Here is a 25,825-nt window from a genome sequence, read left to right on the forward strand (position 1 = left end):
CGCGTCTCGCGTCTCGCGTCTCGCGTCTCGCGTCTCGCGTCTCGCGTCTCGCGTCTCGCGTCTCGCGTCTCGCGTCTCGCGTCTCGCGTCTCGCGTCTCGCGTCTCGCGTCTCGCGTCTCGCGTCTCGCGTCTAGCGTCTAGCGTCTAGCGTCTAGCGCCTCCCATCCCGAGAACTCCATCCTAGACAGTCACTTGCGAAGCTATGCTATAGTGCCACTAACTTTTTTGCCCGATGTGGAGTAGCCCGATGAGCATTGAGAATGTGGACCTGTTTGACGGCCTGACGCCTGATGAACTGCAGATCCTGCGCGACACCAGCATTCTCCGGGAATTCGCCAAGAACACGGTGTTGATCCACGAAGGGGATGTCGCTGATTCTCTGTATGTTGTTGAGAGCGGTCGGGTGAAGGTGTATTGCAGCGACAAAAGCGGCAAGGACTTTGTGCTGAATATTCTCGAATCAGGGGATTATTTCGGTGAATTGGCGTTGCTTGACGACGATCGCCGTTCGGCCTCGGTACGGGCGATGGACGTAACCAAGGTGCGTATTATCTATAAGGAAGACTTCAAGGCCATCCTGGATATGCACCCCAATATCACCCGTATTCTGAATAAAAATCTGACGCGCCGCATTCGCAAGTTGACCAATGATGTGAAAAGTCTGGCCCTGCAAGATGTGTACGGCAGGGTAGTGAAGGTACTGACTGGCCTGGCGACCCCCGAAGGGGACGACGGGGTGATGAAAATCCGCGAAAAGCTCACCCAGCAGGAGATCGCCGATCGGGTGGGTTCCTCCCGGGAAATGGTCGCGCGGATACTGAAAGACCTCACCATCGGGAATTACATCGAGGTCGAGGGGCGGCATATCATTATCAAGAAAAAGCTGCCCGAGAGCTACTGAGTTCATTTCCAGGCGAACCCTGAATGGGTTCGCTTCGTCATTAAAGTGAAATATAATTCGGCGGTCACAGGTAAATCGGTGACGTTGGATCGTTTTTTGCTATCTTTTTACCTTGATTAGAGCCCCCAAAGGGGAACTCGCTGACCCGGCTTCTTTCCAGAAACGCCCGCCAACGACCTCTTGTCAAATCAGACAGCCATTTTCATTCGAATTATCGTTTCTTGCTCAGGAGTATCAAATGAGTGTTAATGAGGGCCGTGCGGCCGCAATCTCTGCAATTACCCGCCGTCAAGCCAAGTCGGTGACCATGCCGCAGCCGCTGAATAAGGTGTGGGCCAGCGATGTGTTTAACCTTGCCAGCATGGAGGAGGCACTGTCGAAGAACGCCTTCAAGGCAATGAAAAACACAGTGCAGACCGGTGCCGCTCTGGACCCCGCCACTGCTGATGTGGTCGCCGCCGCAATGAAAGAGTGGGCGATCAGCAAGGGCGTGAAGTTTTTCTCCCATATTTTCTACCCGATGACCAACGCCACTGCTGAAAAGCACGATGGTTTCATCGTAACCAACAGTGAAGGTGCGGCCATCACTGAATTTACCGGTAGCCTGCTGATTAAAGGCGAGCCGGACGGTTCTTCCTTCCCCAACGGCAGTCTGCGGATGACCAGTGCAGCCAGGGGCTACACCGCTTGGGATCCGACCAGCCCGGTATATATTATGCACACTGCCAACGGCGCCACGCTGATGATTCCCAGTGTGTTTATGTCGTGGACCGGCGAGGCGCTGGACAAGAAAATCCCCCTGCTGCGCTCCAATTCTGCGCTGGATAAGGCCGGTGCACGGGTGCTGGCGCTGATGGGCGAGTCCGACGTCGCCACGATCAATTCCAGTTGTGGTGCCGAGCAGGAATACTTCCTGGTCGACGCCGAGTTTGCCAATGCCCGCCCCGACCTGTTGTTGGCGGGTCGCACATTGTTCGGTGCGGCCCCGGCCAAAGGTCAGGAGTTCGATGATCACTACTTTGGCGCGATTCCGGCGCGGGTCCAGGTCTTTATGCAAGACCTGGAAGACAAGCTCTATCGCCTGGGCATTCCCGCAAAAACCCATCACAACGAAGTTGCGCCGGGTCAATTTGAAATCGCGCCCTATTATGAGGCAGCCAATGTTGCCGCAGACCATCAGCAATTGTTAATGACGCTGATGAAGGCCACAGCCAAAGAACATGGCTTTATGTGCTTGCTGCACGAAAAGCCGTTTTCTGGTGTGAATGGGTCGGGAAAACACGTGAACTGGTCGGTTGGTAACGCGACACAGGGGAACTTGCTTGATCCTGGCAGTACCCCCAGTGACAACCTGAACTTCCTGCTCTTTTGTGGTGCGGTAATTCGCGGCGTGCACCAATTTGGACCTATGCTGAGGGCGGTAATTGCTTCGGCCTCAAATGACCATCGTCTGGGGGCCAATGAGGCCCCTCCGGCGATACTGTCGGTGTATCTGGGCGAGCAGCTGGAGAAGCTGTTTGTTGATATTAAAAACGGCAAGCTGGAAGCGGCCAAGGCCGGTGGCTATATGGATCTTGGTCTGTCCCAGATTCTGAAATTCGAGCGTGATCCCGGCGACCGTAACCGGACCTCGCCCTTTGCCTTTACCGGCAACCGCTTTGAATTCCGTGCGGTAGGCTCCTCTGCTTCGGTTTCTGGTCCCTTGGTGGCGATGAACACCATGCTGGCGGATTCGTTGAACTGGGTGGCGGATCGCCTCGAAGCGGCTCTGGCGAAAAACGATACCAAAACTGCGGCGGTAATGGATGTGCTCAAGCAGTTGATGGACGCCCATGGCAACGTGGTATTCGGTGGCAATGGCTACTCCGAAGAGTGGCACCGCGCTGCGGTGGAAGAGCGGGGTCTGCGCAACCTGCCCACCACCGCCGACGCTTTGCCCTGCCTGCGTGAGCCGGAAGTGGTTGAACTGTTCAAAAGCACGGGCGTGCTGAGCCCGGTTGAGCTGGAAAGCCGCTTTGAGGTTTACTCAGAGCAGTATCTGGCATCGATTGAGGTGGAAGCCAAGTTGGTTGTCGAAATGGCGTCGACCATGATCTACCCTGCGGCGATGGCCTACCTCTCTCAGCTGAGCGAAACCGCTTTAAGCATGAAGGAAATCGGTATTGGTATCAGCACTGGAACTGCGTCAAAGGTCGCCGGCGAGATGGAGGCGATGATGGCGGGCGTGGCCGAGTTGGGTGAGGCCCTGTCGAAGCACGATTTTTCCAGTACAGAGGAGCACATGCACTTCTTTGCCTATGAAATTCGCGCGCTGATGGATCGGGTACGCAGCCACGCCGACACCTTGGAAACACTGGTGGCCGACGAGTACTGGCCGCTGCCGAAGTACCGGGAAATGCTGTTTATCCGTTAATCCCCCTGATGGGGTCTGTCCCCGGGGACAGACCCCTCGATTTGTTCTACACGTAACATCGCACGGCCCGCTGCAAAGCGGGCATCGACGGCGTGTCCCATCGTAAGTTCCTCGCTATTGCGCACGGCTTTCCCCGTTTCAGGATTCAATACGATCGCGTAGCCGCGACTCAGGGTCTGTTCTGGCCCCAGTGCTCGCAATTGCCGTTGGCAGTGTTCAAGCTGGCGTTGCTGCTGTTGCAGTCGCTGTTCAATGCTGCGCCGCAGGCTTTTGCCCAGCTGCTGAAGCTCCAGCCGCTGTCGCTTTAATGTTTGTCGGGGATTAAGTAATACCAGGCGCTGGCGCGCCGCGTGCAGCGTCTGCTGTTTTTGCCGCAGCAGCAGCTTCTGTTGCCGTTGCAGGCGCAGTTCCAGCTCATCGAGCCGCTGGGCCTGTTCCCGTAAGCGGCTCTGAGGTGAGCGAATGCGCTTTAGCAGGCTGGCAAGGGTTTCCTGCTGTTGGCGTAAGCGGCGTTGTTGTGCGGCAGTGAGACGGCCGCGCAGCAGGTTCAGTCGCGACAGGATTTCCATTTGGTCGGGGCTGAGCAGTTCTGCTGCGGCTGAGGGGGTCGCGGCGCGAACGTCGGCGACGAAATCGGAGATGCTGAAATCGACCTCATGGCCAACGGCGCTGATCACCGGCAATTGCGAGTGGTATACCGCTGTGGCGACATTGCGCTCGTTAAAGGGCCAAAGATCTTCCAGTGAGCCGCCCCCACGGGTGAGTAGTACCGCGTCGAAATCTTCCCGGCCAGAGGCGGCGAGGTAGTTGGCCTGTTCAATGGCTCGGCTGATTTGTGCAGCTGCCTGTTCGCCCTGGACCAGCACAGGTAAGACAGTCAGTCTCATCATTGGCCAGCGCCGCTCCAGCACCGAGCGAATATCCTGCAATGCGGCGCCGGTGGGGGAGGTGATCACTGCGAGGTGGTGTATCTGCTCAGGTAGTGGCTTTTTGTGATCGGCGTCGAACCAGCCAGCGGCCTTCAGTTCTTCTTTAAGTGCCTCAAAGGCGGCAGCGAGGGCACCCGCACCGGCGGGCTGCATGGCGTCGACGATAAGCTGATAGTCACCACGACCTTCATAGAGGCTGACTTTGCCGTGGACAATCACCTGCTGGCCCGCTTCCGGGCGAAAGTTCACTCGCATATTGCGATTGCGGAAAAATGCGCAGCGAATTTGTGCCTGCTGGTCTTTCAGGGTGAAATACCAGTGGCCGGAGCTGGGGCGGGAGAGGGTGGAAATTTCGCCGGTTACCGCGACCTGGGCAAAACAGTCTTCCAAAAGTTGTTTGGCGAGGCGGTTTAGTTGGCTTACGCTGAGTTGTTGCTTGCTATCTGGTGTCGTCATGGGCGGATTGTAGCAAGATATTGTGCTTTTGCGCTTGAGGAATTGGTTTACTCAGAGCCTCGCTTCACTTAAAATTGCCAAGATTCTAGCCACAGGCATTGGAATCACCCGTATGTTACGAATTGCTCAAGAAGCGTTGACCTTTGATGATGTCCTGCTTCTCCCCGGCTACTCTGAAGTAACCGCCAAAGATGTCAGCTTGCGCACGCAGCTGTCCCGCAATATCACCCTCAATATTCCGCTGCTGTCTGCGGCCATGGATACCGTCACGGAAAGCGCACTGGCGATTGCTCTGGCACAGGAAGGCGGCATTGGCATTATCCACAAAAGCATGACAATTGAGCAGCAGGCTCAGGAAGTGCGCGCGGTTAAAAAACACGAAAGCGGCGTGGTGAAAGACCCGATTACCATTGATGCGGCAGCCCCGATTCACGAGCTGTTTGCTCTGCGTCGCCGCCATAAAATTTCCGGTGTGCCGGTGCTGGACAAGGGCGAGCTGGTGGGCATTGTCACCAGTCGCGATGTGCGCTTCCAGGAACAAATGGATGTCTCGGTATCGAGCATCATGACCCCGAAGAGCAAGTTGGTGACGGTCAAGGAAGGTGAGGATATGTCGGTGGCTCGCGAGCTGCTGCACAAACACCGTATCGAAAAAGTGCTGGTGGTCAACGACGACTTCAAACTGACCGGCATGATCACGGTAAAGGATATGAATAACGCCCAGACCTTTCCCATGGCCTGTAAAGACAGCTCTGGTCAGTTGCGGGTGGGCGCATCGGTTGGCACCAGTGCCGATACCGATGACCGGGTAGCGGCGCTGGTTGCCGCCGGTGTCGATGTGTTGGTAGTTGATACCGCCCACGGCCATTCCAAAAACGTAATTAACCGGGTGAAGTGGATCAAGCAGCACTATCCTCAGGTAGACGTCATCGGCGGCAATATCGCCACCGGTGAAGCTGCACTGGCGCTGCTGGAGGCGGGTGCCGACGCAGTGAAGGTGGGTATCGGTCCCGGCTCGATTTGTACTACCCGGATCGTTACCGGTATTGGCGTGCCGCAAATTTCGGCGATTGCCAATGTGGCCGCCGCGTTGAAAGACAGCGGTCTGCCGCTGATCGCCGACGGTGGTATTCGTTTCAGTGGCGACCTGTCCAAGGCTGTTGCGGCTGGCGCCAACGCGATTATGATGGGCTCGATGTTTGCGGGCACCGAGGAAGCGCCCGGTGAGGTTGAGCTGTTCCAGGGCCGTACCTACAAGTCCTACCGTGGTATGGGCTCTTTGGGGGCGATGACCAAAACCCAGGGCTCCAGCGACCGCTACTTCCAGAGCGCTGAAGACGGTGCGGAAAAGCTGGTACCGGAAGGGATCGAGGGTCGCGTTCCCTACAAGGGCCCGCTGGCGGCCATTGTGCATCAATTGATGGGCGGTTTGCGCAGTGCCATGGGCTACACCGGTAGCATCGATATTGAGACCATGCGCTCCAAGCCTCAGTTTGTTCGAGTGACCTCTGCCGGTATGAACGAAAGCCATGTGCACGACGTTGCCATTACCAAGGAAGCGCCAAACTACCCGACCTGATGCCATCTTGCCCTTGGTAAGTATGCTATTCGCTGCCCACCCCGGTGACAAAACACTTGGGTGGGCGCTTGTTTTTAAGCCGTGACAAATAGAGAGAACGCCGTGTCCAGCCCCGATATTCACGCCCACCGAATCCTTATCCTCGATTTTGGATCGCAATACACCCAACTGATCGCCCGGCGCATTCGGGAAATCGGTGTGTACTGTGAAATTCGCGCCTTCGATATCGAAGAAAGTGAGCTGGACGAGTATGCGCCCTCCGGCATTATTCTCGCCGGTGGCCCTGAGTCCGTGACCGAGCTGGGTTCGCCCCGGGCGCCGGAGCGGGTGTTTACTCTGGGCGTTCCCGTGCTGGGTATTTGCTACGGCATGCAGACCATGGCCGAACAAATGGGCGGCAAGGTTGAAGGCTCGCCGGTACATGAATTCGGTTACGCGCAGATTCGCCTGGAAGCCGCCAGTGCGCTGACCGCCGACATTGCCGATCACCTCGATGCGGCCAGCGGCAAATCGCTGCTCGACGTGTGGATGAGCCACGGCGACAAGGTGGTAACGTTGCCCCAGGGCTTTGAGGTACTGGCCTCAACACCGTCCTGCCCGATTGCCGCCATGCAATGTGAAGAAAAGCGTTTCTATGGTGTGCAGTTCCACCCGGAAGTGACCCACACCCTGCAGGGACAGCGTATTTTCGAACACTTTGTCCTGAACCTGTGCGGCTGTGAGGCCCTGTGGACGCCGGCCAATATTATCCAGGATGCCATCGAGCGGGTCCGTGAGCAGGTCGGTGACCAGAAGGTTTTGCTTGGCCTGTCCGGCGGAGTAGATAGCTCGGTGGTGGCGGCCCTGCTGCACAAGGCTATCGGCAGCCAGTTGACCTGCGTGTTCGTCGATAATGGTTTGCTGCGCAAGCACGAGGGCGACCAGGTGATGGACATGTTCGCCAAAAACATGGGGGTCAAGGTGATCCGCGTCGACGCGGAAGAGCAGTTCCTGTCGAAGCTGGCGGGGGAGTCCGACCCGGAGAAAAAACGCAAGATTATCGGCAACACCTTTATCGATGTATTCGACGCCGAAGCCACCAAACTCAAGGATGTGAACTTCCTGGCTCAGGGTACTATCTACCCCGATGTCATCGAGTCTGCAGCCTCAAAAACCGGTAAGGCCCACGTCATCAAATCCCACCACAATGTGGGTGGCTTGCCTGACGACATGGCAATGGATCTGGTTGAGCCACTGCGCGAGCTGTTTAAAGACGAAGTACGCAAGATCGGTCTGGAGCTCGGCCTGCCCTACGACATGGTCTACCGCCACCCCTTCCCGGGGCCGGGGTTGGGCGTACGTATTCTGGGCGAAGTGAAAAAGGAATATGCCGACATCCTGCGCGAAGCCGACGCGATCTTCCTGGAAGAGCTCCACCGGGCCGACTGGTACCACAAAACCAGCCAGGCCTTTGCCGTGTTTCTGCCGGTGAAATCGGTGGGGGTTGTCGGCGATGCCCGCCGCTACGAATACGTTATTGCCCTGCGTGCGGTGGAAACCATCGACTTTATGACCGCCCGCTGGGCCCACTTGCCCTACGAGCTGTTGGAGACGGTGTCGAACCGCATTATCAACGAGATCAAGCAGGTATCGCGGGTTGCCTATGACGTGAGCAGCAAGCCACCGGCGACGATTGAGTGGGAGTAGCCGGCGCGAATATGTTACATGCTTTGCGTTAAGAGAAAGAGTCCCAAGCCCGGCGTAACGCTGGGCTTTTTCGTTTATGTGGGGATGATTTATCGTAGAGCCTGGGTGAGCGGCCCTGTGAATGCTGATATTTATTTGGTGTAAAGCCGCCGTGTCTCGATGACTATCTCTGAAACAATTGACTGTAGCAGTACAGCTTGATAGCTTATGTTTGAATACTGTAACAGTACAGTGCCAACACAAGCAGGAGGTACTCATGAGCGCTCAAGCTGAACAACTATTGCGACGTGGTCCTGCGGTTTCCGGTACGTTGCTGCCGGCGATTTTCAACATTTTCAAGCAGTGGCGCCTTACGGGTGCCCAGCAGATGACATTGTTGGGGCTCGGTAATGAGAAGACCCTTTATAACTGGAAGAGTCAGCCGGAGAAGGCCAAACTGACGCGAGACCTGATGGAGCGGGCCAGTTATATTCTGGGGATATACAAGTCTCTGCAGATCTTGCTGCCCGATCATGTGCTGGCTGATCAGTGGCTGGCGACGCCCAACGACAATCCGCTGTTCAACGGTACGGCACCTTTGGATCGCCTGCTGGCAGGTCAGGTGACCGACTTGGCGGTGGTGAGGAATTTTCTCGATGCAGAGCGGGGTGGGTGGTGATCGCGATAGATGACCTGCCTGCCAGCGAGGTTAACGCGCCGGTCTACCGGGTAATACTGTCGCGCTTTCCGCAAGTCCACCTGTTTGAGCGCGTCTCCAGCCCGGAGGATTGGGAGATTCTCTATGCTGTTGAGTCTCTGACCAATCCTCGGCTGCGAGATGAAGTGGGTGATATTCGATTGGTGCCGCTGGAAGACCGGGTTTATGGTGAGGGCGCTTCCTGGGTAATGGCTGCCTTCACTCATCCTCCAGTCGACGGGCGCGGAGGTCGTTTCAATCGAGACTTCGGCGTCTATTACTGCGCTGCTGATGAAGCGGTGGCTATCGCCGAATCATCCCACCACCGGGCGCGTTTTCTGCGGGAATCCAGAATCGACAAGACCACTCAGGAGCTGCGTGTTCTCCGTGCGCAGCTGGGCCCCGTCACCCTGCATGATGTAAGGCATCTGGTTGGGAATGCTATTTACCACCCGGACGATTACGGTGAGGCCCAGCAGCTCGGTGAGAGTTTGCGACAGACCAATAGCTTTGGCGTTCATTACCGAAGTGTGCGAGCAAAGGGGGACTGTTATGGGGTAATGCGGGCGCGAGCCCTGTCCGATGCAATCCACTGGCGGTATCTGCGTTACCACTATGACCAGGGGACGATCGTCAAGGTCGAGTCCCTCGACGGTAGCGGCAGGAGGTGACGGCAATGGATAATGAGCTGTTGTGGGTATTCACCCAACTTCCTGATGATTACGTTGTTCTGGATACTGAAACCACCGGACTTCCTGACGAAAATGGGCCGCCGGATATTGTGAGCGTTGGCATTACTGCGGTAAAAAATCGAGAAATTGCCGAAGCGGTCGAGTTTAAAATACGGCCGGAAAAACACATTTCAGAAGAAGCGCAGTCGATACATGGGATCAGCAATCAACAGGCGGCGGGATTTGCGCCCTTTGATTCCCAATGGCACCCGATAGCCGATTACCTGAAAGGTCAGCTGATTGTGATTCACAATGCGAGCTTTGACTGGCCGATACTGATGGATCACGTCTCCCGATACGGCTTGTCGCTACCGCCAATTGAAGGTGTGTTCTGCAGCCAGAAAGCCGCTATTCCCTGGGCGCAGGCAATAAAGCTTCCTTGTAGTCAGAGAGGCCCATCCCTGGATGTGCTGACGAACGTGTTGGGTGTTGAGGATCTGCGGGCCAAAAACAATGGACTTCATGGGGCGAGTATTGATAGCCAGCAAACCGTGCGCGTGGTGGAGGAAATGCGGCGACTACGGGGCGTGATGCCCAAATAAGCGATTTGCAAAGCAGGTTTTGAGACGGCGCTTTCACACCACCAATGGAAATTTATGAGAATTCGTAAAATTTTGTATCCAATACACAAGTACGTCGGAGTGATCATCGGCGTTGTATTGGCGCTTATTGGATTGAGTGGCAGCTTGCTGGTGTTTGATCATGCCCTCGACGAAGCGGTGACCCCCGCTCTGCGCAACGTATCCCATCAGGCCAGTGGCGATTTGCAAGGTTTGCTGCTGGCCGCAGAGCAGGTGGTTGCCCCTGGAGTGTTGGCCAGCCGAATTGATTTTCCGCGGCAACCGGGTTCGCCCTATATGGTGGGGTTTCGCGGCCCGGAACCTGAGCGGCGTCGCATTGAGGTGAGTGTTGACCCGCTCAACCACGACGTACTGGCGGTACGTGAGTGGGGTGAGTACCCAATGAGTTGGCTCTATGACTTTCACTACACCCTTTTAGCAGGTGATCTCGGACGGAATATTGTCGGCTTTGTCGGTATTGGTCTGTTGTTCTTCTGCCTTAGCGGATTGTATTTGGCCTGGCCCAGGCATGGTCGCTGGCGCTATGTGATGAGGGTTGCCCGAGGTGCCGGTTCGCGCCGGGTGTTCTGGGATATTCACCGAGTGGCAGGGCTGTTGGCGCTGCCGGCGTTGTTCGTCTGCGCGCTAACGGGGATCGCTATGGTGTTCTACACCCAGACAAATGCCGTGGTGAACAGTGTCACTGAGGTGCGCGATGTACCGTCCTGTTCGGTGGTGCCGGCCGGCCGTCGCTTACCCCTTGATGACCTTGTGCGCCGCGCGGAAGCGCACTGGCCCCAGGCGCAGATCAAGCGCGTGTTTCTGCCGCAAAAAGCCACTGACTGCGTGCGTTTGGCGGTCAATTTGCCCGATGAACGTTGGTCGAATCACGGCGCCAGCAGTCTTTGGTTAGATCCTTACCGAGGCGAAGTTGCAGAAGCATGGGCTGCGCCGCAGCAGCCTCTGGGCAATCAGGTTCTGGCGTGGATATTTCCGCTGCACAATGCCGATATTCTTGGCTTGCCGGGGCGCTGGGTGTTGTTGTTCTCCGGGTTGGCCCCGGTGTTGTTATTCGCCACGGGAAGCTATTTGTGGTGGTCGCGCCGTCTTGGCTAACGGTGTTTTACACCGTGTTCGCCGCTATTTATCCTCGCCCTGAATACTGTCGCGCAGTGCCGCCATGTATTGGTTTGCCAGGGTTTCCCCCGCTTCGGTGTGACTACCAAACCAGTGTTTTAACGGGCCGTTGCCACTGATAATGGCGATAGAATCGGTGCCGGTGCCGGTGGCAATCGCTTGAGATACCGGGCTGCGTATATCCAGCTCCTGCAACACAGCCGCTTTGGCCTCGGTGGCCAATACCAGAATTTCCGCCATAGTGGACTGCCCCATGGCCGCGTCGCAGATAATGACGCTATTGATAGTGCCAATGCGATGGGCGTCACTCTCTGACCAGTCGGCGGGGTCGCCAGCGCGACGGGCATTGCTCAGCCCGGAACTGATGTAGACCGATGCGGCTTGTCCGTACAGAGAAAAGTGTCGGCATCGCAGGCTGTTCATTGAGGCGGCGGTCATCATGCCGATACATGCTTTCCCGGCAGGCTCAATCTTCAGCTCCCGGGCCCAATTTGCCAGTGTGACGTCAGGGCTTTCCACGGTGGCGTCGTCGGTATGCTTTGCCACTCGAAGGTTTAGCAGCGCGCTGGCCGCGTGGAAACCCCCGTGATAGATCGCGGTGCTGAGGCAGGGACGGGGGTGGGGCCAGCGCAGGGTGAAATGCTGGTCGGTATGCGCCGCCTGCCAGTCGCCGCGGGGAGTGTTCTCAAGCATCGGTAAACCCGTGTGAAATCCGCGATTATATCGTTCCTGGCGCGTTGGGGGATATTCGGGACGGCGCGCCCTGACCAAAATTGACGCAAGTGTGCTATTGGACGGCGTTTGGGTTGCGCAATGATCTCCCTTTCAAACTCAACGATTTGACGCTGCGGTCAAGGGAGTGTTTATGCGCTGCTCATCTTTAATAACTTCTCGAATGTCTGCGCTTATGGTGGTGTGCTGCGGCGTGCTGGTGGCCTCCTGTGGTGGCGGGGCCGGTACGTCGCCGATTGTAGAGTCGACAGGACGTGGAAAACCGAAAGATTTTCAATACACATCTGTATAGTCAGGGCAATCAGGGGCATGAGTTTACCGCTGTACTGACCGACGCGGAGCGACGCGCGTTGATCGAATATATGAAAACCCTTTAGCGCTGCGCCCGGCGGCCAGCACGTCCGCTGTTTGCGGTATTATGTCGAGCGACAAGGCGAATATCGGCGGTGTGCAAAACAAATGGTGTACGACGAGTATTGGATGGGACTTGCCCTGGAACAGGCCCGGCAGGCGGATAATGCCGACGAAGTGCCTGTGGGGGCGGTGATAGTGCGTGATGGTGCAATTCTTGGCCAGGGATTTAATCAACCTATCTCCGCCGCTGATCCGACCGCCCATGCGGAAGTGGTGGCGCTTCGGGCCGCGGCGCAGGCAGTGAACAATTATCGCCTGCCGGGGGCGGTGCTCTACGTTACCCTTGAACCCTGTGCGATGTGCGCCGGTGCGATAATTCACTCGCGCATTGAGCGGGTCGTGTTTGCCGCATCGGAGCCCAAGGCCGGGGCAGTGTGCAGCCATCTGCGACTGTTTGAGCAGCCGCAGATGAATCATCACGTATCCTGGCAGCAGGGCGTTATGGAAACCGAATCCGCTGACTTGATACAGGGTTTTTTCGCCCGCCGACGTCAGCAGCGCCGCGAAGCGCGCAAGGCGCTCACATTGGGCCGCGTCGACGCCGGTCAGGCAGGAGAGAGCCCGCCGTTAAAATGATGCGCCGCCGAGTAGTACCGGTTCATCGTTCACCAGAATTGCCGGGTCGTAGATGCTTTCATCGCTGATCGGCATGATGACATCAAATTCGGCGCGGCAAACTTCACCCGCGGCCAGACAGGTTCTTACACTGACATGATCTTCTGCCAATGTGTGACGCTCGAAGAACGACGGGTTTCGGGCTTGCTCAAAAGAGCCGCTTCCCGGTGTAAACGCTTCGCCGCGGGTTTCCTGGCGTACCGTTAAGCCACCGTCAAAGCGATTGGCATTTGAGCTGCTGCTGGGTTCAACGCTGGGGGCCGACAGGCTCGCCAGACTCAATTCAGGGATTCCGCCACTTGGGGCAGACATGGCGCTGCCAACGGGCTTTGGGGCGCTGTCGAACGAGGGCAGGGCAACGGGGCCCTGTGCCATCGCCGGGGCTGCCATCAGAGCCGATAGTGTGGTGCATGCCGCGAGGGTCATTACGCGTTTGCTTGCTGGCTTCATTGCTGTTCCTCTCAAGTTGAAAGTGTCTTTGCATAATCAGTGAATGGGTCCTGGCCGGTGGGTATACATCGGCCCTGGCGCCGTCACTGTGGTGACAGCGCGCTACCGAAGGCTAGGGCAACCCTCATGCCAGTTTTTTTATATCTTTAATATCAATAAGTTGGCGTTTGGTTGAGGGTTGGCGCCCGTATTTTTTGTGCTCAGGTGTAGCCGAAGCCCAACAGCTCAGCGGGCGTGCGATTGGAGACTATGGGCTGTACTGTGCCGCTGTGGCGGCAATAAGACGGCGATCGAGGGCCGGCGCGTTGTGGTTTGGGGATCCGCGGCCTTATTTTACGTATGTTGCATTTTGACCACGGTTTGCCGATGTGGAGGTAAAAAGTCGCCGTTGACCGTGGCCGGGTTGGGGGAGGTCGCCCCGAATGCGCCACCTATCTCGTTGATTTTCAGTAGCCTGCGAATCATCTTTGCGGGGTGAGCTACCGGTGAATTTGCGCGGCCGGTGGTGTTGCCAATGAGGAACACTGCCCGGAGAGCTCCTGCTTGCGAGCCGAAGCGTTCAGAGTGAGTCGAAGCCGCGATTCAGGTGATCCGGCAGGTAGTCCGACACGATGCGCGGGGGGGGCACCCGGTAGCGGTTGAGCTCGTCCCAGGTCAGTAGCGAGTAATAACTGCGAATGTTCTCAACATAGCGCACCGGCTCATCGCCGCGGGCATAGCCATAGCGGGTCTGTTTGTACCACTTGCGCTGGCGCAGCAAGGGGAGGTTTTCCTTTACGTCCTTCCACAGGTTCGGATTGCCACCGTTGCGCTCGGTTAAAATACGCGCGTCCTCTAGGTGGCCCAGGCCGATATTATAGGCCGCCAGGGCAAACCAGCTGCGGTCGGGGGGCTCAATGCTGATCGGTAATCGCGCCATCAGTTTCTTGTAGTAGCGAGCGCCGCCGCGCAGGCTTTGCAAGGGATCGAGGCGGTCTTCAACGCCCAGCTCGTTGGCGGTGGGGGTGGTGAGCATCATCATGCCGCGGACCCCGGTGGGCGATTTGGCGGTCGGGTTCCAAAATGATTCCTGGTAGCTGATTGCCGCCAGAAAGCGCCAGTCCATATCGTACTCAATGGCCACCTGTTCGATCATGCCTTTGTATTCAGGCAGGCGCATTTCCTTCATCTGCAGGAAGGTTTGCGTGCGGATATACGACTGGCGCTCGTTAAAGGTGAAAAAGCGATCGATTAATCGGGCGAGCTGGCCGCTGCTGCGAATGGCGTTAAAGTAGTCATCCATCGCCGCGAGCAGTGCGGTATTTTCGCCATTTTTCCGTTTGGGGGCTGCCCAGGCGAGCTTGCCGGGCTGGCCTGCACTCAGGCCAATGCGAAAGTCCGGGTAAAAGGCGCGATTGGCGTGAAATTCGTTGGAATCGACCATGGTGGCGTCGATCTCCCGATTGTTGAGCATTTCCAACAGGTCGATGGTTTCCTGGTCACGGCTTTCGCTCCAGCTCAATTCCGGTAGTTCCTGTTGCATTTTGCGCAGTATTTCCGCGTGATAGCTGTGGCTGAGTACCCGCAGATTCTTGCCCACAAGTTCGCTGACGTCGCTGAAACGGACGTGTTTGCGGTTATAGATGAACAGCTGTTTGACCGTCATATAGCTCGGGCCGAAATCGAGATATTCCACCCGTTCGGGGGTGATGCTCAGACCTGCAGCGGCAATATCGGCCCGCCCTTCAACAACACCGGCCAGTAACTCGTCGAGGCCGACGACCGGGATCATCTCCAGCTCAACCGATAAATGGTCGGCAAAACCCTTTAACAGGTGGTATTCAAAGCCAGTGGGGCGACCCTGGGACTCGTAATAGGTCGTAGGGCCATTGCGGGTGAGGACCCGCAAGACCCCGGCATCTTTAATGCGCTCAAGGCTGTCTTCGGGCTTTTTGCAGCCGCTGGCAATGGTCAACGCGCCGAACAGGACGAGGAAAAAAAGTCGCCCGATGATGCTGTTTTTACTGACTCCCAATCCCTGTGCTCCGCATTTCATTCAACGCATTGTAGCTACCTTGCACTGATCGCACCAGAAGCCTGAATTTTGCCGGATTATTCCTGTACAATAGCCGCCTTTATTCCCGTCGACCGAGGCTTTACCCTGCATGCTGATCGTCCCCGGCGCTGCGGCGCTTTCCGAATTCCGAATTGAAAAGCTGTTGAACTCCCTGCAGAGCCGCGTTTCCAGCGTGCAGGCGGTGAGTGCGCGCTATGTGCATGTGGCTGAACTTGAGCGCGATCTGAACGCTGACGAGCAGTCCGTACTGGAGCAGTTGCTGCACTATGGCCCGCGGCAGGATATTGCCAACCTGCAGGGTGTGCAGCGCTTTGTTGTGCCTCGCCCCGGTACGATATCTCCCTGGTCCAGCAAGGCCAGTGATATTGCCCATAATGCGGGGCTCGGGGCGGTGAAGCGCCTTGAGCGGGGTGTGCTGTATACCTTCGAGTGTGCCCAGCCTCTCAATGCCGAACAACTGGCTGCGCTGGATGCAGAAATCCATGACCGTATGGTGGAGGCAGTGCTGCCGAGTGTGGACGCAGCCGATTGCCTGTTCAGTCACGCCACACCTGCACCGCTGTCAGTAGTGGATGTGCTCGGCGGAGGTCGCGAGGCACTGAGCCAGGCCAACACCACGTTGGGGCTGGCCCTGGCCGAAGACGAGATCGATTACCTCGTCAACAGTTTTACTGAGCTGCAGCGCAACCCCTCCGACGTAGAGCTGATGATGTTTGCCCAGGCCAACTCGGAGCACTGTCGCCACAAAATTTTCAATGCCAGCTGGACGATCGACGGAGAAGATCAGTCCCACAGTCTGTTTGGCATGATTAAAAACACCTATTCGCAGGGTGGCGAAAACGTGCTTAGCGCGTACTCCGACAACGCGGCGGTGGTGGCTGGCCCCCAGGCCGGACGTTTTTACCCTGAGCCAGGCAGCGCCGAGTATCGCTACCACCATGAAGACATCAACCTGCTGATGAAGGTGGAAACCCACAACCACCCAACGGCCATCGCGCCGTTTTCCGGCGCGGGTACCGGAGCCGGTGGTGAAATTCGCGACGAGGGCGCGGTGGGGCGCGGCTCCAAGCCCAAGGCGGGGTTGACCGGTTTTACTGTGTCAAACTTGCAGGTGCCGGGCTTTGAACAGCCATGGGAGCAGGGGTATGGCAAGCCAGAGCGTATTGTTACTGCCCTGGAAATTATGCTCGACGGCCCGATTGGCGGCGCGGCCTTCAATAATGAATTCGGCCGCCCGAACCTGTGTGGCTATTTCCGCAGTTATGAGCAGAGTGTCGATACCGGTGCTGGTGAAGAGTGCCGGGGCTATCACAAGCCGATTATGATTGCCGGCGGCTACGGCAATATCAAAAGTGAACACGTCATCAAGGAACCCTTTACTGCCGGACATAAACTGATTGCTCTGGGTGGCCCGGCCATGCTGATTGGTTTGGGTGGGGGCGCGGCCTCGTCGATGAGTTCCGGTGCCTCCGACGCAGACCTTGACTTTGCCTCGGTGCAACGCCAGAACCCGGAAATTGAGCGGCGTTGTCAGGAAGTGATCGACCGCTGTTGGGCGATGGGAGAGGACACTCCCATTGCCTTTATTCACGACGTTGGTGCAGGCGGATTGTCCAATGCCTTTCCAGAGCTGGTAAAAGACGGCGGCTGCGGCGGGCGCTTTGAGCTCCGTGAAGTGCCCAATGACGAACCGGGCATGTCGCCGCTGGAAATCTGGTGTAACGAGTCCCAGGAACGCTACGTTATCGCTATCGCGCCGGAAAACCTCGATACCTTTGCCGAAATTTGTGCACGTGAGCGGGCACCCTATGCGGTAGTAGGCGAGTCCACTGACGAGAAAACCCTGAAAGTCGGCGACCGGTATTTCGACAATAACCCGGTTGATCTGCCGATGTCGGTACTGTTTGGCAAGCCGCCGAAGATGCATCGCAGTGCCGAGCGCCGCAGCGTAGAACTGCCTGAAGTGGACAGTTCGACGGTCGCGCTGGACGAAGCCCTCGACCGCCTGCTTTGTCTGCCTGCGGTGGCCTCCAAAAACTTCCTGATTACCATTGGCGATCGCTCAATTACGGGCATGGTACACCGCGACCAGATGGTCGGACCGTGGCAGGTGCCGGTGGCGGATTGTGCGGTGACCACCGTTAGTTACGACAGCTTTGCCGGTGAGGCCATGTCGATGGGTGAGCGCACGCCGCTGGCACTGATCGACGCAGCGGCATCGGCGCGGATGGCGGTGGCCGAGGCGATTACCAATATCGCCGGCAGCCGAATCGGTGAGATGGCCGACATCAAATTGTCGGCCAACTGGATGTGTGCGGCGGGTCATGGTGACGAAGATGCCCGGCTGTATGACGCGGTTGCGGCGGTGGGCATGGAATTTTGCCCGGCGCTCGGCATTACAATTCCGGTGGGCAAGGACAGTATGTCCATGCGCACCGCCTGGCAGGATGATGGCCAGGACAAAGCGGTCACGTCACCGATGTCGTTAATTATTTCGGCCTTTGCTCCGGTGCTGGATGTGCGTAAAACCGTCACGCCGCAGCTGCGGGTCGAGTCCTCCGACAATCTCTTATTAATGGTGGATATCGACGGGCCACAGCGTCGCCTCGGCGGTAGTTGCTATGCCCAGGTGACAAATCAACTGGGTTGTCGTGCGCCGGATGTGAGCAACCCCGCCAGTTTGAAGGGCTTCTTTGCCGCCGTGCAACAGCTGCTGGAGCACGGCAAATTGCTGGCCTATCACGACCGCTCGGACGGCGGTTTGCTGGTCAGTGTGTTGGAAATGGCCTTTGCCGGACACTGTGGTGTCGATCTGGATATTGCTACCGAGGAAGCCGCCGCCGCTGAGCTGTTCGCCGAGGAGGCAGGCGCCGTACTGCAAATCAGAAGCAGTGACCTGGCGGAGGTTCAAGCCGTATTTGCCGCCCAGGGACTGGCTGCCGAGCAGCTGCGGGTGATCGGTAGTGCTACCCCCGGCGCCGAGGTGAAGGTGGCGGTGAATGGAGAGGCCCTGCTCACTGCAGACCGCTTGCAATTGCACCGCCGCTGGAGCGAGTTGAGCTACCGCATGCAGGCGCTGCGGGACAACCCCGAGTGCGCCGCCCAGGAGTTTGACAGCCTGCGTGAAGACGACCCCGGCTTGAGGGTGTCACTCACCTTTGATGCACAGCAAGACATTGCCGCGCCTTTTATCAGTAAAGGTGTGCGTCCGGCGATGGCCATTCTGCGCGAGCAGGGGGTGAATGGCCAAATGGAAATGGCGGCGGCCTTTGATCGTGCCGGCTTCAATGCGGTGGATGTGCATATGAGCGACATCCTCAGTGGTCGAGTCGACTTGGCTAACTTTAAAGGCTTGGCCGCCTGCGGTGGCTTCTCCTATGGCGACGTTCTCGGCGCCGGCGAGGGCTGGGCAAAAACCATTCTGTTCAATAGTCGCGCGCGGGATAATTTTGCCGCGTTTTTTGCTCGGGAAGACAGCTTTGCCCTGGGTGTTTGCAACGGCTGCCAGATGATGTCCAACCTGCATTCGTTGATTCCCGGCGCAGTGGATTGGCCGCGTTTTGTGCGCAACCGCTCAGAACAGTTCGAGGCGCGGGTGGCGATGGTTGAAATTCCGCAATCGCCCTCCATATTCTTTGCAGGCATGGCGGGTTCGCGACTGCCGGTCGCAGTGGCCCACGGTGAAGGTCGCGCGGAGTTTACGTCTGCGGCCCACCTTGAGCAGCTGCAGGGGTCGGGAAGTGTCGCAATGCGCTTTGTCGATAACCACTTGCGTGGCACGGAAGTGTATCCCGCCAACCCCAACGGCTCGCCGCAGGGTATTACCGGGGTGAGCAGTGCCGATGGCCGTGTCACGATCATGATGCCACACCCTGAGCGGGTGTTCCGCAGTGTGACCAACAGCTGGGCTCCTGCCGATCAGGGTGAGGATAGCGGCTGGATGCGTATGTTCCGCAATGCACGGGTATGGGTGGGCTAGACCGCTGTTGAATCCATGCCGGTCAATGAATTCAGATAACTATGGACGCCGCCCCCAGGGGCGGTTTTGGTGAATAACAATGCTCAATAAATACCCCCTTTGGAAGAACCTGCTGATAATGGCGGTGTTGGGGATAGGTTTGCTCTATGCCTCGCCCAACCTGTACCGGCCTGATCCGGCGGTGCAGATTTCCGGGGACAGCAGCGGTATGGAAATTACCGCGGTGCAGATGAACAAGCTGTCGGCCGCGCTGGACGCCCAGGGCATCGAGCATTTCGGTGCCGAGCCTGGGGAAGATGGCCGCAGCGGTCTGGTGCGTTTGACCCATAGCGACGATCAGTTACGCGCGCAGAAAGTGATTCAGCGAGCACTGGGCGATGGCTATGTGGTGGCGCTGAATCTGGCCTCCAATACGCCGAAATGGCTCAGCGACCTGGGTGCCGAGGCAATGAAGCTGGGCCTCGACCTGAGTGGCGGGGTGCACTTTCTGTTAGAGGTGGATACTGACTCGGCGATTGCGACCCGTCTTGAGCACTACACCACCGGTATTAAAAAGGCGCTGCGGGAAGATCGTATTCGCGGTCTGATAAATTTAAGTGAAGAGGGCGCCATTCGCGGCAAATTCCGCACCGAAGAAGCCCGTGACAAGGCCCTGGCGCTGATTCGCAAGGAGTACCGCGAACTGACGGCACAGCGTGTAGACAGCAAGGGTGAAGACGCCGTCTTCTATATGGAAGCCATTCTGTCTGAAGCCAAGCGCAAGGAAATTGAAGACTACGCGGTGTCGCAAAACCTGACGACCCTGCGTAACCGTGTCAACGAACTGGGTGTATCTGAACCCTTGGTACAGCGTCAGGGGCGCAATCGCATCGTGGTTGAGCTGCCCGGTATTCAGGACACCGCTGAAGCGAAGCGTATTCTGGGTAAAACCGCTAATCTCGAATTCCGTCTGGAAGCGCGCTACGACGCCGATGCCTCGGATCGGGAGCAGTTTCAGTTCCGCAACCCCGGTCGCGGTGAACCCAGTGCCTGGTTGGAGCGCGATGTGGTCATCACCGGTGAGCGAGTGGCTAATGCCCAGGCCAGCTTCGATGAAAATGGTATGCCCCAGGTGAGTATCACCCTCGACAGCGAGGGTGGCACGATGATGCACCGGGTGACCCGCCACAATATCAACCGTCGTTTGGGGGTACTGTTTATTGAGCGCAAGAGCCGCACCAGTTACAGCACTGATGAAGCGGGACAGGAGCAGGTCACCCGAATTCCCTATGACGAGAAGAAGATTATCAGCCTGGCGACCATTCGCGATGCTCTGGGTGTGCAATTCCGTATTACCGGACTGGACGCGCCCGGCGAAGCCGCTGAGCTGGCCTTGTTGCTGCGCGCCGGCGCACTGGCGGCGCCAATTGACTTCGTTGAGGAGCGCACAGTAGGTCCGTCACTGGGTGCTGAAAATATCGAAAAAGGTCTGCTGTCGGTGCAAATCGGCCTGGGACTGGTAGCGGTATTTATGGTGATCTACTACCGGGTGTTTGGCGTGGTGTCGGTGATCGCATTGGCCTTCAATATTGTCGTAATGGTGGGTTGTATGTCGCTCCTCGGCGCGACGCTGACCCTGCCGGGTATCGCCGGTATCGTGCTGACCGTCGGTATGGCAGTCGATGCCAACGTGCTGATATTTTCCCGAATACGGGAGGAAATCGCGGCGGGACAGTCTCCTCAGCAGGCGATTAACACCGGTTACGGGCGTGCCTTTGTCACTATCATGGACGCCAATATTACCACCTTGATTGTTGCGGTGATTCTCTATGCCGTAGGCACTGGGCCGGTGCGCGGTTTTGCCGTCACCCTGTCATTGGGGATTATCACCTCAATGTTTACCGCGATTATGGGCACCCGCGCAGTGGTGAACCTGATCTACGGCGGCCGCCGTGTCACCAAACTGGCTATATAAGGGAGCGCAGCAGATGTCAGAGGAAAGAATCATTATCCGTTTTATGGCCGCCCGCAAGGTTGCCTCGTTGTTGTCCGCTGCACTGGTGATCGCCTCCATCGTGCTGCTGGGCGTCAAGGGGCTGAATTTCGGCCTGGACTTTACCGGCGGCACCTTGATTGAAGTGATCTATGAGGAATCGGTGCCCCTGCAAGAGGTGCGTAACTCTCTGGCAGAGGAGGGCTTCGAGAATGCCATTGTGGTGAACTTTGGCTCCGATACCGATGTTCTGGTGCGTCTGCCACAGGGGATGAGTCCTGAGCTGGGCGACCAGGTGTTGTCGGTGCTGGAGGCGGGTAGCCCCGGTGGCGTTGAGCTGCGGCGGATAGAATTCGTCGGCCCCCAGGTGGGTGAGGAGCTGCGCGAGCAGGGCGGTCTGGCGGTATTGTTGGCGCTGATTGTGGTGCTGATCTACGTGGCCATGCGCTTCCAGCTCAAGTTTGCCTTTGGCGCCGTGGCGGCACTGGGGCACGATGTCATTATTACCCTTGGTGTGTTTTCGCTGGTCGGTTGGGATTTTGATCTTACCGTACTGGCTGCGGTGCTGGCGGTAATCGGTTACTCACTGAACGACTCCATTGTGGTCGCCGACCGCATTCGTGAGAACCTGCGCGGTATGCGTGGGCATACGCCGCTGGAAATTATCGATATCTCGCTGACCGATACGCTCGGACGGACATTGGTGACCTCGGGTACGACTTTGCTGGTGTTAATCGCGCTGGCACTGGTGGGCGGTGAAATGATCCACAGCTTTGCCCTGGCCCTGTTGGTGGGTATCGCCGTGGGAACCTACTCTTCCATCTATGTTGTGGCGAGTCTGTTGGTTGCCATGAAGATCAGTCAGGAAGATTTGGTGGTGCCGGAGAAAGAGGGTGCCGAGGTGGATGAACTGCCCTAGGCGCAGCCAGAGTGATGCAAAAAAAACGGCGTGTGGGCCAGGCCCACACGCCGTTTTTTTGCGCTAAAGCCAAGGGTTTAGCGTATATGCTCCAAGTGGGGTTTGATCGCCTGTAACAGTCCTTTCAAACATTTCGGATTGGCCGCGACGATATTGCCGGTTTCAAGGTAGCTGCCGCCACCCTGGAAATCACTGATCAGGCCACCCGCTTCCCGCACCAGTAATACCCCTGCGGCGATGTCCCATTTGCCCAGACCGATTTCCCAGAACCCGTCGAGACGACCGGCCGCGACATAGGCCAGGTCCAGTGCCGCCGATCCGGCGCGGCGAATACCGGCGGTTTCGCTGGCTACTGCTTCGAGGCTGCGCATATACGCAGGAATATGCTGGTCGCTGCGGGCTTTGAAGGGAATGCCGGTGCCGATCAGCGCGCCGTCGAGGCTGGTTGCACTGGTCACCCGCACCCGACGACCATTGACCTGGGCGCCACGGCCGCGGCTGGCGGTGAATTCCTCCCGGCGAATCGGATCGAGTACCACCGCATGTTCAATTTGGCCGTTGTGCAGGCAGGCGATGGAAATACAAAAATGGGGGATGCCGCGAATAAAATTGGTGGTGCCATCAATGGGGTCAATGATCCACTGGTATTCGCTGTCCGGGTTGCCGCTGATGCCGCTTTCTTCACCGAGGAAGGCGTGATCCGGATAGGCTTTTTTCAGGTGGTAGATAATTTCGCTTTCGGACTTGCGGTCGATCTCAGTGACGAAATCGTTCTCGCCCTTGGACTCGATCTGCAGGCGATCGACCTGTTCGGCGGCGCGGGCCACGAGATCCCCGGCCTTGCGGGCGGCGCGCAGGGCAATATTAAGCATTGGTTGCATATAACTAAGACCTTGAAAGTGCAAGCATTTAGCAGGGTAGTATAACAGAGCTCTGGCCCGGCTCAGAGAGCTAATTTCATTGTCTAGGCCAGGTCATGCTGTTAAACTGAGCCCCCATCTTACAGGGGCCTTGGATTTATCGGTTTCCGCGGCTCTTCTTCCATATCCAGTTCGAGAATAGGCATTACATGGCGCGTTTCATATTCGTCACCGGCGGCGTTGTTTCATCATTGGGCAAGGGCATTGCCTCTGCCTCGCTAGGGGCGATCCTCGAAGCGCGTGGCTTGAATGTCACCCTGCTCAAGCTCGACCCCTATATTAACGTTGATCCGGGTACGATGAGCCCCTTTCAGCACGGCGAAGTGTTTGTAACCGAAGACGGTGCCGAGACCGATCTCGATCTGGGACACTACGAACGCTTCCTGCGCTCAAAAATGAACAAGCGCAACAACTTCACCACCGGCCGGGTGTACGAAACGGTACTGCGCAAGGAGCGCCGGGGTGACTATCTTGGTGGCACGGTACAGGTTATCCCCCATGTCACCGACGAGATCAAGCGCCGGGTAATTGCCGGGGCCGGCGATGCCGATATCGCCATTGTCGAGATCGGCGGCACCGTGGGTGATATCGAAGGGCTGCCTTTTTTCGAGGCCGCCCGCCAGCTGAAGGTCGAGCTGGGCGCCAAACGCGCCATGCTGATGCACCTGACACTGGTGCCCTATATCGCGACCGCGGGCGAAACCAAGACCAAGCCCACCCAGCACTCCGTTAAGGAATTGCGTTCTATCGGCTTGCAACCCGATGTACTGCTGTGCCGCTCGGATCACGAAATTGAATTGAGCAGCCGCCACAAAATCGCCTTGTTTACCAATGTAGAGTCCCGTGCGGTCATTCCGCTGCGGGATGTTGACTCGATCTACCGGATTCCGTCCCTGCTGTCATCCGAGGGGCTTGATGACCTGATTGTCGAGCGCTTTGGTCTGGACTGCCCGCCGGCGGATCTGTCGGAGTGGGATGCTGTTATCGACGGCGACCTGCACCAGGAGCAGGAACTGACCATTGCGATGGTCGGTAAATACATGGAACTGCTCGATGCCTACAAGTCGCTGAACGAGGCCCTGAAGCACGCGGGAATCCACACCCGCTCCAAGGTCAATGTGCGTTATATCGACTCGGAAACCATTGAAACCGAAGGGCTGTCAGTGCTCGAAGGGGTCGATGGTATTCTGGTTCCCGGCGGCTTCGGCAACCGCGGTGTCGAAGGTAAAATTCGCACTGTGCAGTATGCGCGGGAAAACAAAATTCCGTATCTGGGCATCTGCCTGGGTATGCAGGTAGCGGTCATTGAGTTTGCCCGCAATGTGCTGGGTCTTGAAGACGCCAACAGCAGTGAATTTGTCGATAACAGCAGCAACCCGGTGGTGGGGCTTATTACCGAATGGGTAACCGCTGAGGGTGAAACTGAACAGCGCGACGAGGCGTCGGATCTGGGCGGTACCATGCGTCTGGGTGCCCAGCTGTGTCACCTTGTGGAAGGCTCTCTGGCCAGAGATATATACGGTGCCGAGCAAATTACCGAGCGCCACCGTCACCGCTATGAAGTGAATAACAACTACGTGGAACGCCTGCAGGAGCAGGGGCTGCGTATCGGTGGCTGGTCGGCGGACAAGAGCCTGGTTGAGGTTGTTGAAGTGGTGGACCATCCCTGGTTTGTCGCCTGTCAGTTCCACCCGGAATTTACCTCGACCCCCCGTGATGGCCACCCGCTGTTTACCGGTTTTGTCAAAGCGGCACTTAACCATAAAGCCTAAAGAGAGTCGGGGCGGTCAGTGATCGCGCCGATGAGCTTGTTTACCTCTCTGGAGTCAAACCATGCAGGATAAAACCCTAAAGGTCATTGATATCGAGGTGGGCAATGCTCACCCCTTCGTTTTATTCGGCGGAATGAATGTGCTGGAGTCCCGCGATCTGGCGATGCAGGTGGCTGAGCACTACGTCGGCGTCTGTGCCGAGCTGGGTATTCCCTATGTCTTCAAAGCTTCCTTTGACAAGGCCAATCGCTCGTCCATTCATTCTTATCGCGGCCCTGGTATGGACGAGGGGCTGAAAATTTTCCAGGAAATCAAACAGACCTTTAACGTACCGGTGATTACCGATGTGCACGAAGTGCATCAGGCGGGTCCGGTAGCTGAGGTCTGTGATGTCATTCAATTGCCAGCCTTCCTTGCCCGCCAAACCGACCTCGTGGCTGCGATGGCCGCCACCGGTGCGGTGATCAATATCAAAAAACCCCAGTTCCTCAGCCCTGCGCAGATGAAAAACATTGTCGAAAAATTCGCCGAGTGCGGCAACGACAAGGTCATGCTGTGCGAACGCGGCAGCAATTTCGGCTACGACAACCTGGTGGTGGATATGCTTGGGTTTCGCACCATGCGCGAAGTCAGTGGCGGAGCACCGTTGATTTTCGATGTGACCCATGCGCTGCAGTGCCGTGATCCGATGGGGGCCGCCTCGGGCGGACGCCGGCACCAGGTTGCCGAGCTCGGCCGCGCCGGTATGACCCAAAAAATCGCTGGCCTGTTCCTGGAGGCTCACCCGGACCCGGACAAAGCGCTGTGCGATGGCCCCAGCGCCCTGCCGTTGTCGGCATTAAAACCGTTTCTGGAACAAATGAAGGCGGTAGACACCGTGGTCAAGTCACTGCCGGAACTGGATTTGAGCTAGCCCGAATATAGGCT

General features: G+C 57.4%; 19 protein-coding genes. 14 read left to right on the plus strand and 5 right to left on the minus strand.

Going from position 1 to position 25,825, the window contains the following annotated elements; all coding sequences use genetic code 11:
- Positions 1-248 precede the first annotated feature (248 nt).
- Complete coding sequence (locus HCU74_RS05765) at positions 249-902, plus strand: Crp/Fnr family transcriptional regulator (protein WP_168449464.1); 654 nt, start codon at positions 249-251, stop codon at positions 900-902.
- A 238-nt stretch (positions 903-1,140) separates the two neighbouring features.
- Positions 1,141-3,315, plus strand: coding sequence for a glutamine synthetase III family protein (locus HCU74_RS05770; RefSeq protein ID WP_168449465.1), 2,175 nt, complete (start codon positions 1,141-1,143; stop codon positions 3,313-3,315).
- On the opposite strand, the gene xseA is transcribed toward HCU74_RS05770, so the two are convergent.
- The gene (gene xseA, locus HCU74_RS05775) at positions 3,312-4,700 is read right to left on the minus strand and encodes an exodeoxyribonuclease VII large subunit (RefSeq protein ID WP_168449466.1); all 1,389 of its coding nucleotides are present in this window, start codon (positions 4,698-4,700) and stop codon (positions 3,312-3,314) included. The genes HCU74_RS05770 and xseA overlap by 4 nt on opposite strands.
- Before the next feature lie 112 nt (positions 4,701-4,812).
- Here xseA and guaB point away from each other — a divergent pair, with 112 nt between their 5' ends.
- From guaB to HCU74_RS05805, 6 genes are all read left to right on the plus strand, one after another.
- A complete protein-coding gene (guaB, locus tag HCU74_RS05780; RefSeq protein ID WP_168449467.1) occupies positions 4,813-6,279 on the plus strand; it encodes an IMP dehydrogenase in 1,467 nt (488 codons plus the stop codon).
- A gap of 102 nt (positions 6,280-6,381) precedes the next feature.
- Positions 6,382-7,965: a glutamine-hydrolyzing GMP synthase gene (guaA, locus tag HCU74_RS05785; protein WP_168449468.1), complete on the plus strand. Its 1,584-nt coding sequence runs from the start codon at positions 6,382-6,384 to the stop codon at positions 7,963-7,965.
- A 256-nt stretch (positions 7,966-8,221) separates the two neighbouring features.
- The gene (locus HCU74_RS05790) at positions 8,222-8,623 is read left to right on the plus strand and encodes an MbcA/ParS/Xre antitoxin family protein (protein WP_168449469.1); all 402 of its coding nucleotides are present in this window, start codon (positions 8,222-8,224) and stop codon (positions 8,621-8,623) included.
- Entirely contained in the window at positions 8,620-9,312 is a 693-nt protein-coding gene (locus tag HCU74_RS05795) for an RES domain-containing protein (RefSeq protein ID WP_168449470.1), read from the plus strand. Before HCU74_RS05790 ends, HCU74_RS05795 begins: the two co-directional genes overlap by 4 nt.
- Positions 9,313-9,317: 5 nt before the next feature.
- Positions 9,318-9,914 (plus strand): 3'-5' exonuclease, encoded by a 597-nt coding sequence (locus HCU74_RS05800; protein WP_168449471.1) that lies wholly within the window; start codon positions 9,318-9,320, stop codon positions 9,912-9,914.
- A gap of 54 nt (positions 9,915-9,968) precedes the next feature.
- A complete protein-coding gene (locus tag HCU74_RS05805; RefSeq protein ID WP_168449472.1) occupies positions 9,969-11,048 on the plus strand; it encodes a PepSY-associated TM helix domain-containing protein in 1,080 nt (359 codons plus the stop codon).
- 24 nt (positions 11,049-11,072) lie between these two features.
- On the opposite strand, the gene HCU74_RS05810 is transcribed toward HCU74_RS05805, so the two are convergent.
- The gene (locus HCU74_RS05810) at positions 11,073-11,762 is read right to left on the minus strand and encodes an adenosylcobinamide amidohydrolase (protein WP_168449473.1); all 690 of its coding nucleotides are present in this window, start codon (positions 11,760-11,762) and stop codon (positions 11,073-11,075) included.
- Between the two features lie 498 nt (positions 11,763-12,260).
- Between HCU74_RS05810 and tadA the strand changes: the two genes are divergently transcribed.
- Positions 12,261-12,791 (plus strand): tRNA adenosine(34) deaminase TadA, encoded by a 531-nt coding sequence (gene tadA / locus HCU74_RS05815; RefSeq protein ID WP_168449474.1) that lies wholly within the window; start codon positions 12,261-12,263, stop codon positions 12,789-12,791.
- Here tadA and HCU74_RS05820 read toward each other — a convergent pair.
- Both HCU74_RS05820 and mltF read right to left on the minus strand, forming a co-directional pair.
- Positions 12,783-13,280 carry a hypothetical protein gene (locus HCU74_RS05820; RefSeq protein ID WP_168449475.1) on the minus strand — a complete coding sequence of 166 codons (498 nt, stop codon included), beginning with the start codon at positions 13,278-13,280 and terminating at the stop codon, positions 12,783-12,785. The two genes, tadA and HCU74_RS05820, sit on opposite strands and share 9 nt — an antisense overlap.
- 559 nt (positions 13,281-13,839) lie before the next feature.
- Positions 13,840-15,294 carry a membrane-bound lytic murein transglycosylase MltF gene (mltF, locus tag HCU74_RS05825; protein ID WP_168449476.1) on the minus strand — a complete coding sequence of 485 codons (1,455 nt, stop codon included), beginning with the start codon at positions 15,292-15,294 and terminating at the stop codon, positions 13,840-13,842.
- Positions 15,295-15,424: 130 nt separating this feature from the next.
- Here mltF and purL point away from each other — a divergent pair, with 130 nt between their 5' ends.
- The 3 genes from purL (at position 15,425) to secF (ending at position 22,206) form a co-directional block, all read left to right on the plus strand.
- The gene (gene purL / locus HCU74_RS05830) at positions 15,425-19,315 is read left to right on the plus strand and encodes a phosphoribosylformylglycinamidine synthase (protein ID WP_168449477.1); all 3,891 of its coding nucleotides are present in this window, start codon (positions 15,425-15,427) and stop codon (positions 19,313-19,315) included.
- Between the two features lie 79 nt (positions 19,316-19,394).
- Positions 19,395-21,269: a protein translocase subunit SecD gene (secD, locus tag HCU74_RS05835; protein ID WP_168449478.1), complete on the plus strand. Its 1,875-nt coding sequence runs from the start codon at positions 19,395-19,397 to the stop codon at positions 21,267-21,269.
- A 13-nt stretch (positions 21,270-21,282) separates the two neighbouring features.
- Positions 21,283-22,206: a protein translocase subunit SecF gene (secF, locus tag HCU74_RS05840; RefSeq protein WP_168449479.1), complete on the plus strand. Its 924-nt coding sequence runs from the start codon at positions 21,283-21,285 to the stop codon at positions 22,204-22,206.
- A gap of 77 nt (positions 22,207-22,283) precedes the next feature.
- On the opposite strand, the gene HCU74_RS05845 is transcribed toward secF, so the two are convergent.
- Positions 22,284-23,087 (minus strand): inositol monophosphatase family protein, encoded by an 804-nt coding sequence (locus HCU74_RS05845; RefSeq protein ID WP_168449480.1) that lies wholly within the window; start codon positions 23,085-23,087, stop codon positions 22,284-22,286.
- A gap of 188 nt (positions 23,088-23,275) precedes the next feature.
- On the opposite strand from HCU74_RS05845, the gene pyrG reads away from it, so the two are divergent.
- Both pyrG and kdsA read left to right on the plus strand, forming a co-directional pair.
- Complete coding sequence (gene pyrG, locus HCU74_RS05850) at positions 23,276-24,898, plus strand: CTP synthase (RefSeq protein ID WP_168449481.1); 1,623 nt, start codon at positions 23,276-23,278, stop codon at positions 24,896-24,898.
- A gap of 61 nt (positions 24,899-24,959) precedes the next feature.
- The gene (gene kdsA / locus HCU74_RS05855; RefSeq protein ID WP_168449482.1) at positions 24,960-25,811 is read left to right on the plus strand and encodes a 3-deoxy-8-phosphooctulonate synthase; all 852 of its coding nucleotides are present in this window, start codon (positions 24,960-24,962) and stop codon (positions 25,809-25,811) included.
- Positions 25,812-25,825 lie beyond the last annotated feature (14 nt).

It is taken from the genome of Spongiibacter thalassae (genome assembly GCF_012272835.1).
GTDB classification, from domain to species: Bacteria; Pseudomonadota; Gammaproteobacteria; order Pseudomonadales; family Spongiibacteraceae; genus Spongiibacter; species Spongiibacter thalassae.